This window comes from Herbinix hemicellulosilytica (assembly GCF_002904165.1).
GTDB classification, from domain to species: Bacteria; Bacillota; Clostridia; order Lachnospirales; family Lachnospiraceae; genus Mobilitalea; species Mobilitalea hemicellulosilytica.
This window is the reverse complement of record NZ_CVTD020000015.1, coordinates 218,454-238,100: the sequence shown is the minus strand read 5'-3', so window position 1 is coordinate 238,100 and position 19,647 is coordinate 218,454. Positions and strand designations below refer to the sequence as shown.

Sequence of the window (19,647 nt, the reverse complement as noted above, 5' to 3'; positions counted from 1 at the left end):
ACTATCCTTATTTAACCAAAGGGGTTTTATATGTCGTTATCCGGTATATTGCTAAATCAGATTCTTATTATTTTTATAATTATATTGATAGGAGTTATTTGTTACAAAGTCAAACTTATTGATGACGAAACCAACAGAAAACTTTCGGATATTTTACTGTATTTAGTTACGCCGGCAGTTATCTTTGTATCATACCAGAGAGATTTCAGTACGGAACTGATGGAGGGATTGCTGCTTTCTTTACTTTTTGCCACCGTGGTCCATGTGGTAGGTATTTCGGTTTCTTACATACTTATAAGGAAAAAGAAGCGGATTTTCGTAACTGAAGACGGTAAGCGTAGTAGTAAGATTATTGAAAATGAAAACGTTGAAGTGGAACGTTTTGCTTCCTCATATGCCAATGTGGGCTATATGGGTATTCCGCTTGTAAGCGGCATATACGGCAGTGAAGGAGTGTTTTATGTTACAGCTTATATAACTTTGTTCAATATTCTGATATGGACCCACGGAGTTATGATGATGTCAGGCATTAAAGAACTGAAGTTTAGGAAAATGGCAGGTATGTTCTTATCACCGTCAATAATATCAATATTTCTTGGCCTGATATGTTTTATATTGCAGATAAAAGTGCCGAAAGTTCTTTACGATGCTCTAAATCATGTGGCTTCGTTAAATACGCCCTTAGCTATGCTGGTAGCGGGAGTTACTATCGGTAAAACCAATATAATAAAAATTTTAATAAGAAATATAAGAATGTATTATGTGCTTTTTATAAAGCTTATATTGTTACCTTTGCTTATAACGGCTCTGATTGTTAAGCTTCCGGTTAACGATACAGTAAAAACTATAGCTGTTATAATGGCAGCATCACCTTCTGCGACAACGGTTATTTTGTTTTCTATAAAATATAAGAAGAATTCCGTACTGGCAGCGGAAATATTTACACTGGCGGTACTCTTTTGTGCGGCAACTATACCCTTGATTGTAAGAATAGCGGAAAGCTTATTATAATAAAGGTTAAAAAAATTAGACTGTAAAAAGTTTTATCTTGATTTTTATCTAAAATTTGCATATCATAATGCTATAGTAATTTAAAAGTTATATAGTGATAACACGTTGATGAGATGAGTACTATACGGAAGATTACAGAGAGAGATACATTTGGTGGAAGTATCTTATTCGGAAGTATAGGAAAACCGCCTCGGAGTGGCCCTAATAAGGTCCGGTGATTCCGTTATAATCAAATTGAGTGGGCGCATTGCGCCAAGAAGGGTGGAACCGCGGCATATTAATATGCTCGTCCCTTCCGGTTTAACAGAATAAATCGGAAGAGACGGGCTTTTTTAATTGAAATCTTAATTAAATACTTGGTTGCTATTTTAATAAATTACCCGGATTTCGCGTGATAAACCTGTTATATTGTTGCAGCACTTTTGGAATAATGAGTCACAAACATTATATTGACGGCATTTGCCTGCAATAAAAATGTAACTTAAAGATTTTATCAAAATGATACATGGCTCAGTTTATGACATTAAAAAATTAATGTCGGGAAAAATGATTACATTTAATTAAAAGATTGTAAATGATATTTACATCTAAAAGAAAGGAGTTTCTATAATGAAAATAACTTTAAAAGACGGATCAGTAAAAGAGTATCAAAGCGGAATGTCCGTATATGAAATAGCCAAGGACTTAAGCGAAGGCCTGGCAAGAGTCGCATGCGCAGCCGAAATTGACGGTAAGGTTGTTGATCTTCGCACCGTGGTAGATAAAGATTGCACCTTAAATATTTTAACCTTTAACGATGATGGAGGCAAGGCTGCCTACCGCCATACCGCATCCCATGTTCTTGCTCAGGCGGTTAAAAGGCTTTATCCGGAGGCTAAACTTGCTATTGGGCCAGCCATTGAAAACGGCTTCTATTATGATTTTGATATAGCTCCTTTTGACCGGGAAGCCCTTGATAAACTGGAAGCAGAAATGAAAAAAATTATAAAAGAAGGCCATGAGATTAAACGCTTCAGTTTACCAAGAAATGAAGCTATAGCATTTATGAAGGAAAAGGGTGAAATTTATAAGGTTGAACTGATTGAGGAACTTCCTGAAGACGCGGAGATTACTTTTTATCAACAGGGAGAATTTGTGGATTTGTGCGCAGGTCCTCATCTGATGAATACCAAGGAATTAAAGGCTATTAAGCTGATTTCTTCTTCAGGTGCATACTGGAGAGGTTCGGAAAAGAACAAAATGCTTACAAGAGTATATGGTACCGCATTTAATAAGAATGCCGATCTGGATGCATATTTGGCTCATTTGGAAGATATCAAGAAACGGGACCACAATAAGCTGGGAAGAGAGTTGGAGATATTTACTACAGTGGATGTAATCGGTCAGGGACTTCCTCTTCTTATGCCGAAGGGTGCTAAGATTATACAGACCCTGCAGCGCTGGATAGAGGACGAAGAGGAACGCAGAGGCTATATGAGAACAAAGACTCCTCTTATGGCTAAGAAAGACTTGTATGTCATATCCGACCATTGGAATCATTATAAAGAGGGTATGTTTGTAATCGGTGATGAAAACAAGGAAGATTCCGAAATATTTGCCCTTCGTCCTATGACCTGTCCTTTCCAATACTATGTTTATAAGCAATCACCGAAAAGTTACAGAGACCTGCCTTGCAGGTATGCAGAAACTTCAACCCTGTTCAGAAACGAAGATTCCGGAGAAATGCACGGTCTTACCAGAGTAAGGCAGTTTACCATTTCAGAAGGCCATTTGATTGTTACTCCCGAGCAGGTTGAAGAAGAATTTGCCGGATGTCTTGAACTTGCTATGTATTGCTTAAAGACCCTGGGTCTTGACAAGGATGTTACATATCGCTTGTCCAAGTGGGACCCCAACAATAAGGAAAAGTACCTGGGCGATGAAAAAGACTGGGAAAGAATGCAAAACAAGATGCGTGAAATGCTTATCAAAAACGGGGTAGAATTTGTCGAAGCCGAGGGTGAGGCAGCATTTTACGGACCGAAACTGGATATTCAGGCTAAGAACGTATACGGCAAGGAAGACACCATGATTACCATTCAGCTGGACTTCATACTTGCTGAACGTTTCGACATGACTTATGTGGATGCCAACGGTGAGAAGAAACGTCCTTATATCATCCACAGAACAAGTATCGGCTGCTATGAAAGGACACTGGCATGGCTTATCGAAAAATATGCCGGCATGCTGCCTACCTGGCTGTGTCCCGAACAGGTTCGTATCTTACCTATTTCCGAAAAATATCATGATTATGCGCGGAAGGTTAAGGAAGAACTGCAGAATAACAACGTCCTTGTAACCGTGGATGAAAGGGCAGAAAAGATCGGTTATAAGATCAGGGAGGCAAGACTGGATCGTATTCCTTACATGCTTATAGTAGGCCAAAAAGAAGAGGAAGAAGGTATGGTATCCGTAAGAAGCCGTTACCTTGGCGATGAAGGTCCGAAACCTCTTGCAACATTTGTTGAAGATATTTGCAGGGAAATCAGGACGAAAGAAATTCGAAAGATTGAAGTAACAGAATAATGGTACCTGACACCGTAAATAAACTGTAAACAAAATGTGAATAATTTGTAAACAGCCGGATAAGTTGTAGAATAACACAACTTATCCGGTTTGCTAATTTTGTAGTAAAATATTTACAAAAAGATAAAAATGTATTATAATACCAATTAATGGTTGTACTATTTGGCTTAATGTTAACAAAGTATTTATTTTAAGAGGCGGAGTATGGATTCTAACGTAATAATAGAGGCTTATCACGGAACCGATCTTAGCAATGCAGAAAGTATTTTAAAATCCGGATTTAAATGCAGACCTAATAAGCATCATTGGCTGGGAAACGGAATATACTTTTATATGGATTTTTCGCTGGCAAGATGGTGGACTACTAATCCTACTAATAAATTTGGTGTCCGGGTCAGGACACCTGCTATTATAAGATGTAAATTAAATGTAAATAATGAATATATACTTGATTTAAGAAGATTAAAAGATTATACTAAATTTGTAGAAATATACCGAAATGAGTTTTTACCGTTTCTGTTTAAAGGTGATTTAATATCGGTCACCGAAGATATGATTGATACCAAGAAGCTAAGATGTACATATTGTGACTACTTAAATATTAAATATAAATATAAACTAATTATCGGTACATTTTACCTGCCTAATCAGCCATATATGCCGACTGAATATGGTAAATTTTTTCATACCTTTAACATATCATATATTGAAAACCAAATTTGCGTATTTGATACAAATGTTATATCAAGTATGGAATTGGTTACTGAAGATCGGAGTTGATTTATATGTTAAGAAAAGGCAAAATAACCAGTGAAAAAGCATTTAAAGAAGCTTGCAAGAAAAACGGTCTGATTTATAAGAAACACAGCAAAGGAACAAAAACCGAATATGTAAAACTTATGGACGAGGAAGGAAATATTATCCGCCTGAACGATGACCTTACTATCACAAAATGCAGCATTGACAATGATGATGAAATGGCTGCAAGTGAGTTGGTTATTCAAAGAACAGAAGTAAAAAAAGGATTAAAATCACCTTATAAGATTCAAAAAGGCCTTCAAAAGGCATAAGGCAAAATCATGATTTATTGAAGCTAATACTGGGTATGCCGGTATAATCTAAGTTATATCGGTATACCCTTATTTAATGTAGGCCAAGTTTCTGCCGAATTTTATACAAATTTCCATTATTCTTAAATTGGAATCGGTGAGTTTATATGCTATGCTTGTAAAGCTTTAATTGGGCAGGACTGGAGGTTTAAACTGCATGATAAAAAAGCTGATGGGCGTATTTATAGCCATAAATGGTGTCGGATGCGGAATTTCTCTTTTTTTGCAAAGCGGTTTGGGAAGCGATCCTATAGGAGTATTATGTGACGGTATATCACGTTCTTTGAATATATCAATCGGACAAGCTTCACTGATATATAATTTAATCGTAATTTTAATTGCAGCTATCGTGGCTAAGGGGAATTTAGGTTTAGGAACCGTTATATATGCTTTATTATCCGGTTATTTTATAGATTTTTATAACTGGATTTTCGCACCGCTTAAGATTGGTGAATTAAATTTTTTGGGAAGATTGGCTGTTTATGTAATAGGTGAAATATTACTTGCAGCAGCCTTGGCTATGCTTATTTATTTTAAGCTGGGTATGAACGCCCTGGATGCAGTACTTTACAAGGTAAATTCTCTGACGGGCATATCTTATGCTGTTTTAAGAACAGGCTGTGACATTTTATATTCAATTCTCGGGGTTATATTGGGTGGAGTATTCGGAATCGGGACTTTGATATCATTTCTTACAACAGGATATCTGGTCGGAAAGTTTACCAGGATAATGGACGCCATGAATAGACTAAACAAGGATAATAAAAGTTACAGCTAAGTCATAATAAAAATAAGTGTTAAACAAAAATTTCTATCTATATTTAAAAACTGTCCCTTCGGAATGATTTGGGACAGTTTTTTTGATATGAAAACAGCACTTAATGATTATTGACAACGGATCTAAAGTCAATATATGATTTCATTAAGTCGGAGTAATAAGCCGGTTTTTCGGCTGACTGCATATTTACTTTATGACCTTAAATATTGCCCTTATAGGGGGTGGATTATATTTTTAGGAAGGATAATATTAAAAAAGTACAACTAAATAAGGTAAATCCGTGGTATATATTCAAAGCCGGTATCGGTTCGGCAATTGCCATAATTCTTGCAGAACTTTTTGGTTTATCATACAGTCCCTCTGCCGGTATAATAACCCTGCTTACCATTCAAAATACAAAAAAAGAAACCCTAAGTATTGCTGCAAAGAGGATTATATCATTCCTTTTGGCGGTTACAGTTTCTTATTTGCTGTTTAACGGGTTTGGGTATAATCCCTGGGTTTTCGGAATATTTGTTCTGATTTTTGCAGGGTTAAGCAATCTGTTTAATTTAAAAGAGGGTATATCCATGAATTCGGTTTTGATGACCCATTTTCTTATAGAAAAAAGGATGGATCCACAGCTTTTTTTTAATGAAGTGATGATTCTTGGTATAGGGATGGGCATAGGAGTAGCAGTCAATATGTTCATGCCAAGTTACAGGAAAGAAATTTTTATAAAGCAATATTTATTGGAAATTGAATTCAAAAAAGTGTTACGAGCCATGGCCTTTGCTCTTAAGAACAAAAAAGCCTGTCTTATTCAGGATTTTTCGGATGATTTACCAAATAAAGAAAAGCCGGTATTTACAGGTATTGAAACTGAATCCGGGATATCGGATCAAGGCAGTCTGAATAATGAAAATATTATCATTAATTTCAGAGACTTAGAAACTTTGCTTGAGGAACTTCTTCATAAGGCTTATGAAGATGCCGGCAACAGGCTATTATCCGATACAAGATATTTGATAACTTATCTGGAAATGAGAAAGCATCAAATCGAGGTATTAAAAGACATAAGCCGTGATATTTCCAATATTCCGGTTTTATTAAAACAGTCTATTCCTTTGGCAGATTTTTTAAATAGGATTGCGGACAGTTTTCATGAGATGAATAATGCTAAAGGTTTACTTGAGGATTTAAAAAATCTGTATAATCACTATAAACAGGATAAACTGCCGACAACAAGAGAGGAGTTTGAATATAGGGCTGTTTTATATCAGATTTTAAAAGAATTGGAGTATTTTCTCCTTATAAAAAGAAATTTTGTTATTGATATAGAAAAGAAAAATATGAAAACTTATTGGAATAACAATACAGACAAATAAACATTATATTTGCTGCTTGGAGTGCTTTGCATAAATTTTTGCATTTATCACATAATAGTATGGAAATTATGCAAAAAAATAAAAGGAGAAGCATATGCAAGGCACAAGAAGCAACAAAGAAAGCAAGGAAAAATTTAATTTTGATATGATAAATTCTGCGGAAAATGAAACAAAGACTGCAAATGAAGGCACAGACAATGATGCCGATGATGAAGGCAATCAAAAAAAATCTACCATGGAAGAACAGGAAGAGGAAAAGCTAAAAAAAGAAAATGAAGAATTAAAGGATAATAAAATATCCGAATACGGCCAGACGGTACTGGATAATAATAACAAAGAACATAAAATACATTTGCTGTCGATTATAGGGGAAATCGAAGGGCATGAGTGCCTGCCTCAACATAATAAAACCACTAAATATGAGCATGTTCTTCCTCAGCTTGCCGCAATCGAGGACAGTAATGAGATTGACGGCCTGTTAATTTTAATTAACACCGTAGGTGGAGATGTAGAGGCCGGACTTGCCATAGCCGAAATGATAGCATCCCTAAGTAAGCCGACAGTATCTTTAGTTTTGGGAGGAAGTCACTCGATAGGTGTGCCACTGGCTGTTTCGGCAGACTATAGCTTTATCGTACCGACCGCATCAATGATTATTCATCCTGTACGCATGAACGGTACCGTAATAGGCGTAACTCAGACTTTTGAGTATTTTGAAAAGATACAGGACCGTATCATAAGGTTTGTGGTAGACCATTCCGGTATCAGCTACCAGGAGTTTAAAAATCTTATGCTTGCCACCAACCAGTTGGCTAAGGACGTAGGTTCTATCCTGGTAGGAGCCGAAACTGTGAAATTAAAAATAATCGATGAGGTTGGAGGTATAAAAGAAGCTCTGGCTAAAATGAACGAGATGATTGAAGCCAGAAAAAAGCAAAAGAACGGAAAATAAGAGCCAGTGTATAACTAATTCGGAAGGAAGGTATAGTATGTTATATACTGTAGTACCGCTTGAGAGAATTTATGTCAATCATAGGGCTGTTAATCAAACCCCAAAGGAAGCAGAGCCCGAGTATAAAGAAATAATGTTAAAACACGGCAGGGTGGTGGCCCGCCGTGAAGGTGAAAATTATGTTGTTCACAGAATAATCTCAACAGATATGAAGGATTATCTGAATATGGATTATTATCCGGGACAGGTAATTAAGTTTAAGTTTGATTATAATTCGGTTTACTGATGCATTATTATTAAAAGCTTTTATACTGATGCCATTTTATAAATGATATCATTAAAAATTAAATAAAACTAAATAAAATAAAATGAATGTTAAAGATGATGGTTTCCCGCGGTCCGGATGCGGGAAATCATTGTTTTTTTTATAAAATTTAATTATACTCTAGTTAAGACCAAAGTTTCATAGATTTGCCATGACTAAACATAAAGGAAACAGGCCGTCACATAAAATTAAATGACATAATTAACACATAGGATATAACAAGGGTGAAGTGCTTTGAAAAAGATAATAATTGCAGTTTTACTCTTTGTGGTTGCATTTATTACATATGTTATATTTAGTGTGGTAATTGTATATAAAAGGCAGCCTAAAATCAGTGCAGAATATATAAGTTCATTTGATCCGGATGACTTCTTTTCGGATCAGGTTTCCTGTGACAGGGCATGTGTTATAGAAGACAATATGCAGGCCCTGATTGAACGACTTAGGATGATAGAAAGGGCCAGTGAAAGGATAATATTATCTACATTTGATTTCAGGGCTGATAATAGCGGTAAAAAGGTTTTGGCGGCTCTTTACAATGCGGCAAACAAAGGAGTAGAGGTAAAAATTTTAATTGACGGCTACTGTGAAATGATACATATGAAAAACAACCCTTATTTTATGGCTTTGTCGACTTTGGATAATGTAGAAATAAAAATTTACAATCCAATAAATATATTAAAACCCTGGAAAAGCATGGGCAGACTGCATGATAAATATCTTATAATCGATAACGAACTGTACCTTTTGGGCGGAAGAAACACAAATGATAATTTCCTGGGAGAAAACGGCCATAAAAACTATGACAGGGATGTCTTGGTTTATAATACAAGACCTGATACGCGGGACAGCTCAATTTATGAATTATATAATTATTTCGATAAAATCTGGAATATGAAAGAGTGCAGATACTTTCATGACAAAGCTTCTAAAGGCAAAAAGAAAAAAGTATTTAAAGCCGTAGAGGAACTTAAAAACATATATCTGGAAACTATGCAAAAATACCCGTTTTTGACTGAGGAATTTGATTATACGGCTGTTACGTATAAGGTTAACAAGATTTCATTCCTTACCAATCCGGTACATATTAAAGCAAAAGAGCCGACATTGTTTTACTCTCTTATAAGCCTTATGAAAAAGGCAAAAGAAGAAGTTAAAATTCATACTCCTTATATCATTTGCAATGAAATGATGTATGAAGCTTTGAAGGAGGTCTGCAAAGGCAAGGCCAATGTTACTCTTATGACCAACTCACCGGCCAACAATGATAACCCTTTCGGAGCTTCGGATTATATGCTCCATAAGGGGAAAATACTGGATACCGGAATTAATATATATGAGTATGAGGGTGGCATATCTTATCACGGAAAAAGTATTACCATTGACCATAATATATCTATAATAGGCTCATTTAATATGGATTTAAGAAGCGTTTATTTAAGTACGGAGATTATGCTGGTTGCAGACAGTACAGATTTAAACAAGCAGCTTAAAAATTACATGAATTATTATGAAGAGGCATCAGTCCGCGTAATTGACTTAGAGAGGGTGGAAATGCCCGAAGGTCTAAAAAGGCAGGAGTTTACCGATAAAAAAGAAATTCTTGTAAAAATTATTAAACTCTTTAACAGGTTCCGTTACCTTATGTAACGGGCCGTATTTATTTGGCTTGCATAACATTAACCCAAAAGGTATAATAAAATGTGGAAAATCAATAACTTATAAGGGGGATAACGCATGGCTTCCAAGAAAGTGACCCGAAACCATACAGCAAGGAAGAATGCAAGTAACCATAAAAAAGCTAAAGAAACCGTAAAACATAATGAGCAGGTACAGGAAGAAATTATTCTTATTGTTACCCTGGTTATATCTATTCTTATATTTTTAAGCTATTTTAATTTAAGCGGTATAGTAGGAAAGTATGTAAGCGGATTTTTATTTGGCATAATCGGTTTGGAGGCTTACATATTGCCTTTTATATTGTTTTTTGGAACCGCATTTCGTATATCCAATCTTGGAAACCGTGCGGCAGGAAGAAAGCTGCTTAGTGCGGCGGTGTTTTTAATAGCACTGGCTGCTTTGATACAGCTTATTTGCGAACCCTATAATGAAAGCACCAAGATATTTGAATATTTTATAAATTCCAGCAAGGAGAGGTCCGGAGGCGGTATTATCGGAGGCATTTTAGTTATGATGCTTTGCGGGGCCTTTGATGTTACAGCCACTTATATTATCTTAATTGCCGTTATGACGATTTCATTAATCGTAATAACAGGTAAAGCCCTGTTTTTATATATTGCAAAGAAAAGCAGGGGCACACTTAAAGAAAGAAAGCAAGTCAGAATGCAACGAAAAGCTGAAGAAATCGAAGAAAGCGATGTGGAAACAGAAGTACCGCGCCGCAAATTTAAGACTTTCGAACTGCAAACCGAAAGTAATGCCGCTAATCAGGACGAGCCTGCCAAGGTAGTCAGCTTATCGGCAAGAAAGAGTAAAAAATTGTCTAAGCAAGAAATTGACGAGCTTCCGATAGTAAATCTGGATCATCTGTTTATTGAGGAAGAAAATAAGACCGGTATGAGTATGGCTGATGAATTTAATTCAGCCAGTGAAGCCGGACAAGTTATTACATACGAAGATGAGTTAAAGAATAAATTTGAAAAGGCTAATAATACAGCAGAAGAAAGCTTTATAGATGAAGTTTATAATGACACCTATAATGATAAGGAAATTTTTTCTGCTGATAATTATAATAATGATGAATATTCTACAAAAGTAGAACAGCCGACTCAAAGTTTGACAAGCTCAAAAGCTGATGAAAAAACATCTTCTACACAAGTAGAAAAGTTGGATATAAGTCAGGAAGCCGATGAAAAGGAGTATGTATTTCCGCCGGTAGATTTGTTGACACCTCCGAAACCCAGGGCAGGAAAAGGACTTATAACGGAAAAGACCCTGAAAGAAACAGCGGCAAAACTTCAAAGTACCCTGGAAAGTTTCGGGGTCCATGTAACTGTTACCAATGTAAGCTGCGGCCCTACCGTTACCAGGTATGAACTTCAGCCTGAACAGGGAGTCAAGGTAAAAAGTATTACCAGTCTGGCTGACGATATCAAACTTAACCTGGCAGCTGCGGAAGTAAGAATTGAAGCTCCCATACCCGGTAAGTCGGCGGTAGGTATAGAAGTTCCCAATAAAGAAAATTCTGTGGTTACATTCAGGGAACTGATAGAAAGCAAAGAATTTACAAGCCATCCGTCGGACCTTGCCTTTGCCGTAGGAAGAGATATAGGCGGGCAGATTGTAGTAACAGATATAGCAAAGATGCCCCATCTTCTTATAGCGGGTGCAACCGGTTCCGGTAAGTCGGTATGTATAAATACCTTAATTATGAGTATTTTATATAAATCTAAGCCTTCCGATGTAAGAATGATCATGGTGGACCCCAAGGTGGTTGAGTTAAACGTATACAACGGTATTCCTCATCTATTGATACCGGTTGTAACCGACCCGAAGAAGGCGGCTGCGGCACTTAACTGGGCCGTAATCGAAATGACGGACCGTTATAAAAAATTTGCCGAAATGGGTGTCCGTGACTTAAAAGGATATAATGAAAAAATTAAGGAACTTGCTGATGAAGAAAATTATAAGAAGCTGCCGCAGATAATAATAATTATTGACGAGCTTGCAGATTTGATGATGGTGGCGCCAAGTGAAGTGGAAGATTCGATCTGCCGTTTGGCTCAGATGGCAAGAGCGGCGGGAATCCACTTGATTATTGCCACCCAAAGGCCGTCGGTTAACGTTATAACCGGCCTTATTAAGGCAAATATCCCTTCCAGAATAGCATTTGCGGTTTCGTCTGCGGTAGACTCAAGGACTATTATAGACGGCTCGGGAGCAGAAAAGCTTCTTGGTAAAGGGGATATGCTTTTCTTCCCCTCCGGCTATCCAAAACCTGTAAGAATCCAGGGCTCATATGTTTCCGAAAAAGAGGTAAGTGCCGTTGTAGATTATATAATTAAAAATAACAGCGGGGCAAATTACAGCGAGGAAGTCGACGAAAAAATTGCTACCGTTCAGGCAGGCGATTCCGGTGCAGCCATGGCCAATGACAGAGACGAGTTCTTTGTGGATGCGGGCAGGTTCATTATAGAAAAGGATAAGGCCTCCATTGGAATGCTCCAAAGAGAATTCAGGATTGGCTTTAACAGAGCCGCAAGAATTATGGACCAATTGGCAAGTGTGGGTGTAGTCGGACCTGAAGAAGGAACAAAACCCAGAAAGATCCTGATGACTATGGAAGAGTATGAACAGTTCCTTGCGGATAACGGGCTGATCTGAGCTATTTTCAAAGATATGATGAGTATTATAACTAAAAGTATCAAATCTCAATTATAAAATTAATAAAGCCTATTCCTAGTAAGATATAATCGACTGAAATTAATTGATAAAAATAATGCTACCAATTATCAATAAACGATAGTTGGTAGCATTATTTTTATCAATATACGATTGTTGGTTTTGACTGCACAAATACTAAAATGATGTATAACAAATACCATAAATATTGAATAACGGCTAAAAATGTTTTAAAATGGCTACAGGGATAACGTAGTATTGGAACGTAAAGAGTTTATGCATGAGTATGTTTTTTGTTGCAAGTATTGCGGATAACTGGCTTCTTATATAGAAAGGATGCCGGAAATAAAATCTTATGCAATGGAAATATAGACGGAAGTTGGGTTGATTATAGTGCCATTTACTCAAGATGCGATTTTTTAGGTCCGAAAAGACGTTATCTTATTGAACAATATTATAAGTATAGTAATACTTAGGTAATAAAATAATAAATAAGTATTATTAATTGAATTTTGAATTTATTACACTACACTTACATTAAATTTAAGAAGGTATGTATAAATGACAGGCTTACTTGTAGTAAATGAGTTTCTAAATTCAAATAAATTTAATGAAATCCATCAGTGGCTTATAGATGCTGCAATAAGACAGGGAATAAAACTAATAAAAAAGACCAATGCTCAGTTGCTGATTGAGCTTCCTGTTAAAAATTTAAGGAAAAGTTTTCAGCCTGAAGCCGATTTTGTCCTGTTTCTGGACAAGGACGTAAGACTTGCCGAATATCTGGAGCTTATGGGATATAGAGTATTTAATTCGTCAAAGGCGATTTATGCCTGCGACGATAAGTCCATGACCCATTTGCTTCTTTCCGGTGCTGACATACCTATGCCAAAGACTATTGTAGCCCCTATGACTTTTACCAATATAGGCTATACCGATTTATATTTTCTTGAAGATGTTGCAGAAAGACTGGGATACCCCATGGTTGTTAAAGAATGTTTCGGTTCTTTCGGCCAGCAGGTTTATCTTGTAAAGGATATGGATGAGCTTGCCGCCACAGTAAAGCAAATCGGAGCAAAGCCCATGCTTTTTCAGGAATATATTAAATCAAGCCACGGCAGGGATATAAGGCTGCAGGTAGTGGGAAAGCAAGTAATAGCAGCCATGTATCGGTACTCCGATAGCGGGGATTTTCGGGCAAACCTTACTATAGGCGGAAAGATGAAAGCTTATCAGCCGACAAAAGAGCAGGTTGATTTGGCATTAAAGAGCTGTGAAGTGCTTGGTTTGGATTTTGCCGGAGTTGACATATTGTTTGGTAAAAATGATGAACCTTTAGTATGCGAAGTTAACTCCAATGCCCATTTTAAGAATATATATGACTGTACCGGTGTCAATGCGGCAGACGCAATAATTACCCACATAAAATCAAAAATACAATGAAACTTATAGTAAAAAAATATTATAAGGCAATGTTACCCAATATTTAAATGGATAATTTATTGAGCTGCCATTTAATCGATTTATAGTACGCTGCAGATATTTCTGCAGCATTTTTAATAGGAAAGTAATCTTATCAGAGTAACATATCAGTTTAGATTTTGAATTTTTTTGATTAATTTATAAAGTAATTAATCCTGTCGGAACAGAAACAAAAAAAAGCCGGTATGTCGCCGGCAATGTAAATAGAATATTTAAAAATCTTCTGACCGGCTGAGTTTAAAAAGTTATGTAAATTTGTCTTTAAAATGTGAGTTTTTAAATCAAATATCGTCATATCGTCCATAGACATGACAAAAATTATAAGGTAATATGTAACAGGATTTTATGCAGACAGGTAGGTTTGACATGTGGATTCTGTTAGTATTACTTTATGGTTTAATAAAAGGTGCAAGGGAAGTTATTAAGAAAAAAGCTCTGATAAGCAGTACTGTAATGGAAGTCCTAATTGTATATACAGCCCTGGCTTTTGTAATTATCCTTCCGGACAGCAAGAATGCGATGGGGATTAATCCATCTTTTTTATTTTGGATAGCAATAAAATCATTTGTCATATTTTTGGCCTGGTTATTCGGATTTAAGGCAATTGACAAGATGCCGATCAGTATATACGGGGTACTGGATTTATCAAGGGTCTTGTTTTCAACATTACTGGGTCTTGCGGTATTAAAGGAAGTGCTTTCGGTATATCAGATAGCCGGCCTCTTGTTGGTATGCCTGGGGCTTTTTATGCTCAACAGAACAAGAAAGATGTCATCAAACAAGGCAGAAGGCGTTGAAACTGTATATGTAGTGTTGGCTATACTGTCATGCCTTCTTAATGCTTTATCGGGCCTTATGGACAAAATACTTATGAAAAGCGTAACCAGTTCTCAGCTGCAGTATTGGTATATGTTATTTTTACTTTTGTTTTATATGCTTTATATCTTTATAGCAAAGGCAAAAATAAGGTGGAAAAGTGCTTTTAAAAACGGCTGGATATGGCTTATGAGTTTTTTGTTTATCATTGCAGACAGGGCTCTATTTATAGCCAACGGGATGGAAGGAAGTAAAGTTACGGTAATGACATTAATAAAGCAATCGGGGTGTCTCGTTGCAATTCTTGCAGGAAAGTTTTTATTTAAGGAAAAGAATATTGCCTATAAATTGCTTTGCGCCGCAGTTATTTTAACCGGAATTATGATAGGAGTTATATAACGGGCTAAATAATATGCTAAATAATATAATGTTAAATAAGGCAGCTATTTAATAGTTAATAGCTGCTTTTATATTTTTAGAATTTATCCTATTTGACGGTTTACTTTAAAAGGTTTATTTGATTTTTATTAAAAACTAAAAATAGGGGGATTTGACACAAGCAATACATGATGTTACCATAAAACTGAAATGTATTAATATATTCGAAATGACGTAGGAAAAATACAAATGAATGAGGGCTTTTAAATACCTAAAACCATTATTATATTATAGTTATCGGGATATTTTGCAGATATAAGGAAATCAATTTTTATAAAATGTTTGGAGGCAGAAGATTGGAAGCGTGGCTGGTTTATTTTAAAGAAAGTGCCGATTACAATAAGCATTATATAGATTTTTATATAGAAGAAGGAAAGAAGCTGGGAGTTAATTTCAGGCTGCTTTTGATTGAAGATATAAAATTCGGGGTTAAAAACGGAAGAATTTTTTTAACTCACCGAACAATGGATTTAAAACTTCCCGATTTTGCTGTTGTCAGGGCAATATATCCGCTTTTGTCAAAACATATGGAACTTATGGGAATTCCGGTCTATAATAATTCTTTTGTATCCGAAATCTGCAACGATAAGGCTAAGACTTATCAATATCTGGCAAAAACAGGAATACCCATGGTGGATACTTGCTTTTACAGGAATTTTCAGGTAAAGAACGGTTTGGATATATCTTATAACACGGTAATTAAAGCGGTGGACGGACACGGGGGCAGGCAGGTATTTTTGGTTGAAAGTCTTAAGGATTTTAAAGACCGTTTTGACGAGATAATTAATGGTATAGGCTCTTCGGATGTGGTGGTTCAGCCCTTGACAGGGATGAAACATCAGGATCTTAGGGTTTATGTTATAGGTAAAGAAATTATCGCTGCGGTTTTGCGGACATCAAAAGAAGGGTTTAGGGCCAATTTTTCCTTAGGAGGGGATGTGAGGCTATATAATCTTAATGAAGAGGAAATAAGTTTGGTCCAAACAATTATCCGGGAGTTTGAATTCGGATTGGTAGGGATTGATTTTCTGATCGGTGATAAGGGAGAACTTATATTTAACGAGATTGAAGATGTGGTTGGCTCTCGTATGCTGTATAAATGCTCGGATATCAATATTGTTGAACTATATTTGAAGTATATTATTGAGGACCTAAAAAGAAAAGGGAAAATTAAATAGACCAATTTAAGGAAGTGTCGAAAATTATTTTTCTTAATGGAAGAACGGTTACCTCCATAAAGTCTTGTTTGGGATATGCATACCTTAATACACTAAAATATTTTATAAAAATGCCGGAATATGCGCTACAGCATAATCCGGCATTTATCTATAATCTATATATAGCATAAATGAGCAAAAATGATTAAGCTAACCCATTCTTTAACAATAGGAACAAGTTAAATAAAAACCTTAAAATTAAAAATAATTTATACTTAATAAAACTTATAAATTTAGGTATTATTTAAAAAATTTTAAATAATATATAGCCGGTTTGACCATTCATATGATAAAAAATCTAAAAATTACTTTATGATATCCAGTAATTCCTTAGGAGTATCGATTATGTAATCGGCTCCTTCTTTTAATAATATGTCACGGGTGCGAAAACCCCAGGTTACGCCGACACAAGGCAGACCGGCATTCTTGGCGGTTTGAACGTCTGTTTCTGAATCCCCTACAAAAATAGCATTTTTAATGTCTGAGCCCATTTCTTTTATTGCTGCATAAACACTGTCGGGAGCAGGTTTACTTTTAACGGTCGCAGATTCCCCAATGGCAACTGTAATATACTCGCCAAAATAGTCTTTTACCAATGCCTTAACCGCTGCATCGAATTTGTTTGATACTATAGCCATACGATAATTGCTGTTTTTAAGCTCAGCCAGTAATTCTTTTATTCCGTCATAAGGCCTGGTCTTGTTTTGCATATTGTCTTTGTAATGTTCTTTGAAGGTGGCAAGACACTTTTGCATATCTTCGGTGGATGTGTTTGCCGGCAGAGAACGTTCCACAAGTTTTTGTACACCGTTCCCGACAAATCTTCTGACTTCCTCAAGGGTTTTTTCTTCATAGCCATGTTTGGCCAGTGCAAAATTGAGGCTGTCTTTTAAATCATCCAATGTATTCAGTAATGTTCCGTCCAGGTCAAAAATAATAGTGTCGTATTTCATAGTAAATTCCTTTCTGCAGTAATATGATTAAAGTTACTTTTTTTATGTTTTAAGAATTGATATAAATCTTTAAAAATACTCATAGCCTGTATATTATATCAAATTTATTCATTTGTGCCAATATAATAAGAAATATTAACTTGATTAGGGTAAGCAAAAAAATAAGAGTTTCTAACAAAATAAAATGACACATTTTAGATAAGCTAATACGCTCCATTATTAATCGATAAAGAAGTATCCTTAAAGTAGAGTAATCATATTGGTGGAGAGAATTAAAATCTGTTGATAAAATATTATGTGTTACAAAATCTAATCATTGGAGAAAATTAACATATATAAGCATAAGTTATTGGTTATATTGCCATTTTTAACTTGACCTCATTATTTCATATGCTACAATAGTTTTAGTTATAATATACAGAAAGGCTGGGAAAAGATGAAGTCCGATATACAGATAGCTCAGAAAGCAAATTTAAAGCACATAAGTGAAGTGGCTAAAAAGTTATCAATTCCGGAGGAGGATTTGGAGTATTACGGGAAGTATAAAGCTAAACTTTCTGATGAATTATGGGAAAAGATAAAAGACAGACCCGACGGAAAACTCATACTGGTTACGGCCATAAATCCGACACCCGCAGGAGAAGGAAAGACAACGACTACCATAGGGCTTGGGCAGGCATTAGGAAAGATGAACATAAAATCCGTTGTAGCCTTACGTGAACCTTCTTTAGGACCCTGCTTCGGAATAAAGGGCGGCGCAGCCGGTGGCGGATATGCCCAGGTGGTGCCTATGGAAGATTTGAATTTGCATTTTACCGGAGATTTTCATGCGGTAACATCAGCCAACAATTTGCTTGCGGCAATGCTGGACAACCATATTCACCAGGGCAATGAGTTAAATATAGACCCTAACCAGATTGTATGGAAACGCTGTGTTGATATAAATGACCGGGTACTTAGAAATATTGTTGTAGGACTCGGAAGGAAAGCGGACGGAGTGGTCCGTGAAGACCATTTTGTAATTACTGTGGCATCGGAAATCATGGCCGTATTGTGCCTGGCCGAAAACATGGAGGACCTAAAAGAAAGACTGGGGAGAATTGTTGTTGCATATACTTATGACGGAAAACCTGTATTTGCCAAGGATTTGAAAGCGGTAGGAGCTATGGCGGCTCTGCTTAAAGATGCCATGAAACCTAATCTTATTCAAACTCTTGAAAATACTCCGGCTATTGTTCATGGGGGTCCATTTGCCAATATTGCCCACGGATGTAACAGTATAAGGGCAACAAAGATGGCTTTAAAGCTTGCCGATGTAGTTGTTACGGAAGCAGGTTTTGGGGCAGACCTTGGAGCCGAGAAATTTTTAAATATCAAGTGCAGGGCTGCGGGCATTAAACCAGATGCTGTTGTTCTCGTTGCAACAATACGCGCTCTTAAATATAACGGCGGTATTCCAAAAACCGAGTTTTCAGCCGAAAATTTGGATGCTTTAAAGAAAGGCATTGTAAATCTGGAAAAGCATATTGAGAATGTACAGAAATTCGGCATACCAGTGGTGGTAGCCCTAAACCGCTTTATGACAGATACACCTGCAGAAATTGATTTTGTAAGGCATTTTTGCGAAGAAAGAAATTGTGAATTTTCTCTTTGCGAAGTATGGGAAAAAGGCGGAAAGGGTGGCATTGACCTGGCTGAAAAGCTTCTTAAGACAATGGAAGAAAAGCAAAGCAACTACAAGCCGCTATATGATTTAAACCTGCCTATTAAAGAAAAGATTGAAATCATAGCAAAAGAAATATACGGTGCGGGCAAGGTAACATATGATCCTGCCGCCGACAGTGCGATAAAGAAGCTGGAAGAACTGGGATATGGAAATCTGCCCATATGTATGGCAAAAAATCAGTATTCCCTGTCCGATGATCCAAGCAAATTAGGCCGTCCAACCGGATTTACTGTCAATATAAGAGAAGTATATGTATCGGCGGGTGCCGGTTTTGTGGTTGCAATTACCGGAACCATGATGACCATGCCAGGACTTCCTAAAATTCCTGCTGCCGAAAAAATTGATGTGGATGAGAACGGCAGAATCGTAGGTTTGTTTTAAAATATAGGATAAGTTAAAAAGCTTCGTATATTTAAAATATAGGAATAAGTAAATAAGCCTAGTATATTTTAAAATATAGGAATAAGTTAAAAAAAGCCTCGTATATTTTAGTGATGAATACGGCTTGTCATAGACCGGTATTCATACATTAAAATAAAGGGGGCT

15 protein-coding genes and 1 other annotated feature are annotated in these 19,647 nt (G+C 36.3%); of the genes, 14 read left to right on the top strand and 1 reads right to left on the bottom strand.

What is annotated here, in order from left to right; all coding sequences use genetic code 11:
- The first annotated feature begins 30 nt into the window (after nucleotides 1-30).
- The 13 genes from HHT355_RS06130 to HHT355_RS06070 all read left to right on the top strand — a co-directional run bounded on the left by HHT355_RS06130 (nucleotide 31) and on the right by HHT355_RS06070 (nucleotide 16,383).
- Nucleotides 31-1,011: an AEC family transporter gene (locus tag HHT355_RS06130; protein ID WP_103202547.1), complete on the top strand. Its 981-nt coding sequence runs from the start codon at nucleotides 31-33 to the stop codon at nucleotides 1,009-1,011.
- Nucleotides 1,012-1,107: 96 nt separating this feature from the next.
- Nucleotides 1,108-1,308, top strand: a binding site (T-box leader).
- Between the two features lie 312 nt (nucleotides 1,309-1,620).
- Complete coding sequence (gene thrS / locus HHT355_RS06125; protein ID WP_103202546.1) at nucleotides 1,621-3,576, top strand: threonine--tRNA ligase; 1,956 nt, start codon at nucleotides 1,621-1,623, stop codon at nucleotides 3,574-3,576.
- Nucleotides 3,577-3,780: 204 nt separating this feature from the next.
- Nucleotides 3,781-4,356, top strand: coding sequence for a PARP domain-containing protein (locus HHT355_RS06120; protein ID WP_199179167.1), 576 nt, complete (start codon nucleotides 3,781-3,783; stop codon nucleotides 4,354-4,356).
- A 5-nt stretch (nucleotides 4,357-4,361) separates the two neighbouring features.
- The gene (locus tag HHT355_RS06115; RefSeq protein ID WP_103202545.1) at nucleotides 4,362-4,646 is read left to right on the top strand and encodes a hypothetical protein; all 285 of its coding nucleotides are present in this window, start codon (nucleotides 4,362-4,364) and stop codon (nucleotides 4,644-4,646) included.
- 196 nt (nucleotides 4,647-4,842) lie between these two features.
- Nucleotides 4,843-5,463, top strand: coding sequence for a YczE/YyaS/YitT family protein (locus HHT355_RS06110; protein ID WP_103202544.1), 621 nt, complete (start codon nucleotides 4,843-4,845; stop codon nucleotides 5,461-5,463).
- 221 nt (nucleotides 5,464-5,684) lie between these two features.
- On the top strand, nucleotides 5,685-6,830 hold the full coding sequence (locus tag HHT355_RS06105) for an aromatic acid exporter family protein (RefSeq protein ID WP_103202543.1): 1,146 nt from the start codon (nucleotides 5,685-5,687) through the stop codon (nucleotides 6,828-6,830).
- Nucleotides 6,831-6,975: 145 nt separating this feature from the next.
- The gene (locus tag HHT355_RS06100; RefSeq protein ID WP_456298588.1) at nucleotides 6,976-7,782 is read left to right on the top strand and encodes a ClpP family protease; all 807 of its coding nucleotides are present in this window, start codon (nucleotides 6,976-6,978) and stop codon (nucleotides 7,780-7,782) included.
- A 37-nt stretch (nucleotides 7,783-7,819) separates the two neighbouring features.
- Complete coding sequence (locus tag HHT355_RS06095; protein WP_103202542.1) at nucleotides 7,820-8,068, top strand: YlzJ-like family protein; 249 nt, start codon at nucleotides 7,820-7,822, stop codon at nucleotides 8,066-8,068.
- A gap of 273 nt (nucleotides 8,069-8,341) precedes the next feature.
- Nucleotides 8,342-9,757, top strand: a complete 1,416-nt coding sequence (locus HHT355_RS06090; protein ID WP_242967562.1) for a phospholipase D-like domain-containing protein — start codon at nucleotides 8,342-8,344, stop codon at nucleotides 9,755-9,757.
- Between the two features lie 87 nt (nucleotides 9,758-9,844).
- Nucleotides 9,845-12,451: an FtsK/SpoIIIE family DNA translocase gene (locus tag HHT355_RS06085; protein ID WP_103202541.1), complete on the top strand. Its 2,607-nt coding sequence runs from the start codon at nucleotides 9,845-9,847 to the stop codon at nucleotides 12,449-12,451.
- Between the two features lie 579 nt (nucleotides 12,452-13,030).
- Nucleotides 13,031-13,912: an ATP-grasp domain-containing protein gene (locus tag HHT355_RS06080; protein WP_103202540.1), complete on the top strand. Its 882-nt coding sequence runs from the start codon at nucleotides 13,031-13,033 to the stop codon at nucleotides 13,910-13,912.
- Nucleotides 13,913-14,317: 405 nt separating this feature from the next.
- Nucleotides 14,318-15,166, top strand: a complete 849-nt coding sequence (locus tag HHT355_RS06075; RefSeq protein ID WP_158245904.1) for an EamA family transporter — start codon at nucleotides 14,318-14,320, stop codon at nucleotides 15,164-15,166.
- A 335-nt stretch (nucleotides 15,167-15,501) separates the two neighbouring features.
- Nucleotides 15,502-16,383, top strand: a complete 882-nt coding sequence (locus HHT355_RS06070) for an ATP-grasp domain-containing protein (protein WP_158245903.1) — start codon at nucleotides 15,502-15,504, stop codon at nucleotides 16,381-16,383.
- Nucleotides 16,384-16,727: 344 nt separating this feature from the next.
- On the opposite strand, the gene HHT355_RS06065 is transcribed toward HHT355_RS06070, so the two are convergent.
- A complete protein-coding gene (locus tag HHT355_RS06065) occupies nucleotides 16,728-17,375 on the bottom strand; it encodes an HAD family hydrolase (protein ID WP_103202537.1) in 648 nt (215 codons plus the stop codon).
- Between the two features lie 436 nt (nucleotides 17,376-17,811).
- Here HHT355_RS06065 and HHT355_RS06060 point away from each other — a divergent pair, with 436 nt between their 5' ends.
- Complete coding sequence (locus tag HHT355_RS06060; RefSeq protein WP_103202536.1) at nucleotides 17,812-19,482, top strand: formate--tetrahydrofolate ligase; 1,671 nt, start codon at nucleotides 17,812-17,814, stop codon at nucleotides 19,480-19,482.
- Nucleotides 19,483-19,647 lie beyond the last annotated feature (165 nt).

What these genes read in the sequence shown, in the direction of transcription:
- HHT355_RS06060 (WP_103202536.1), top strand. Translation starts at nt 17,812, where the DNA reads ATGAAGTCCGATATACAGATAGCTCAGAAAGCAAATTTAAAGCACATA.
- HHT355_RS06075 (WP_158245904.1), top strand. Translation starts at nt 14,318, where the DNA reads ATGTGGATTCTGTTAGTATTACTTTATGGTTTAATAAAAGGTGCAAGG.
- HHT355_RS06095 (WP_103202542.1), top strand. Translation starts at nt 7,820, where the DNA reads ATGTTATATACTGTAGTACCGCTTGAGAGAATTTATGTCAATCATAGG.
- HHT355_RS06080 (WP_103202540.1), top strand. Translation starts at nt 13,031, where the DNA reads ATGACAGGCTTACTTGTAGTAAATGAGTTTCTAAATTCAAATAAATTT.
- HHT355_RS06115 (WP_103202545.1), top strand. Translation starts at nt 4,362, where the DNA reads ATGTTAAGAAAAGGCAAAATAACCAGTGAAAAAGCATTTAAAGAAGCT.
- HHT355_RS06130 (WP_103202547.1), top strand. Translation starts at nt 31, where the DNA reads ATGTCGTTATCCGGTATATTGCTAAATCAGATTCTTATTATTTTTATA.
- HHT355_RS06065 (WP_103202537.1), bottom strand. Translation starts at nt 17,375, where the DNA reads ATGAAATACGACACTATTATTTTTGACCTGGACGGAACATTACTGAAT.
- HHT355_RS06100 (WP_456298588.1), top strand. Translation starts at nt 6,976, where the DNA reads ATGATAAATTCTGCGGAAAATGAAACAAAGACTGCAAATGAAGGCACA.
- thrS (WP_103202546.1), top strand. Translation starts at nt 1,621, where the DNA reads ATGAAAATAACTTTAAAAGACGGATCAGTAAAAGAGTATCAAAGCGGA.
- HHT355_RS06085 (WP_103202541.1), top strand. Translation starts at nt 9,845, where the DNA reads ATGGCTTCCAAGAAAGTGACCCGAAACCATACAGCAAGGAAGAATGCA.
- HHT355_RS06120 (WP_199179167.1), top strand. Translation starts at nt 3,781, where the DNA reads ATGGATTCTAACGTAATAATAGAGGCTTATCACGGAACCGATCTTAGC.
- HHT355_RS06110 (WP_103202544.1), top strand. Translation starts at nt 4,843, where the DNA reads ATGATAAAAAAGCTGATGGGCGTATTTATAGCCATAAATGGTGTCGGA.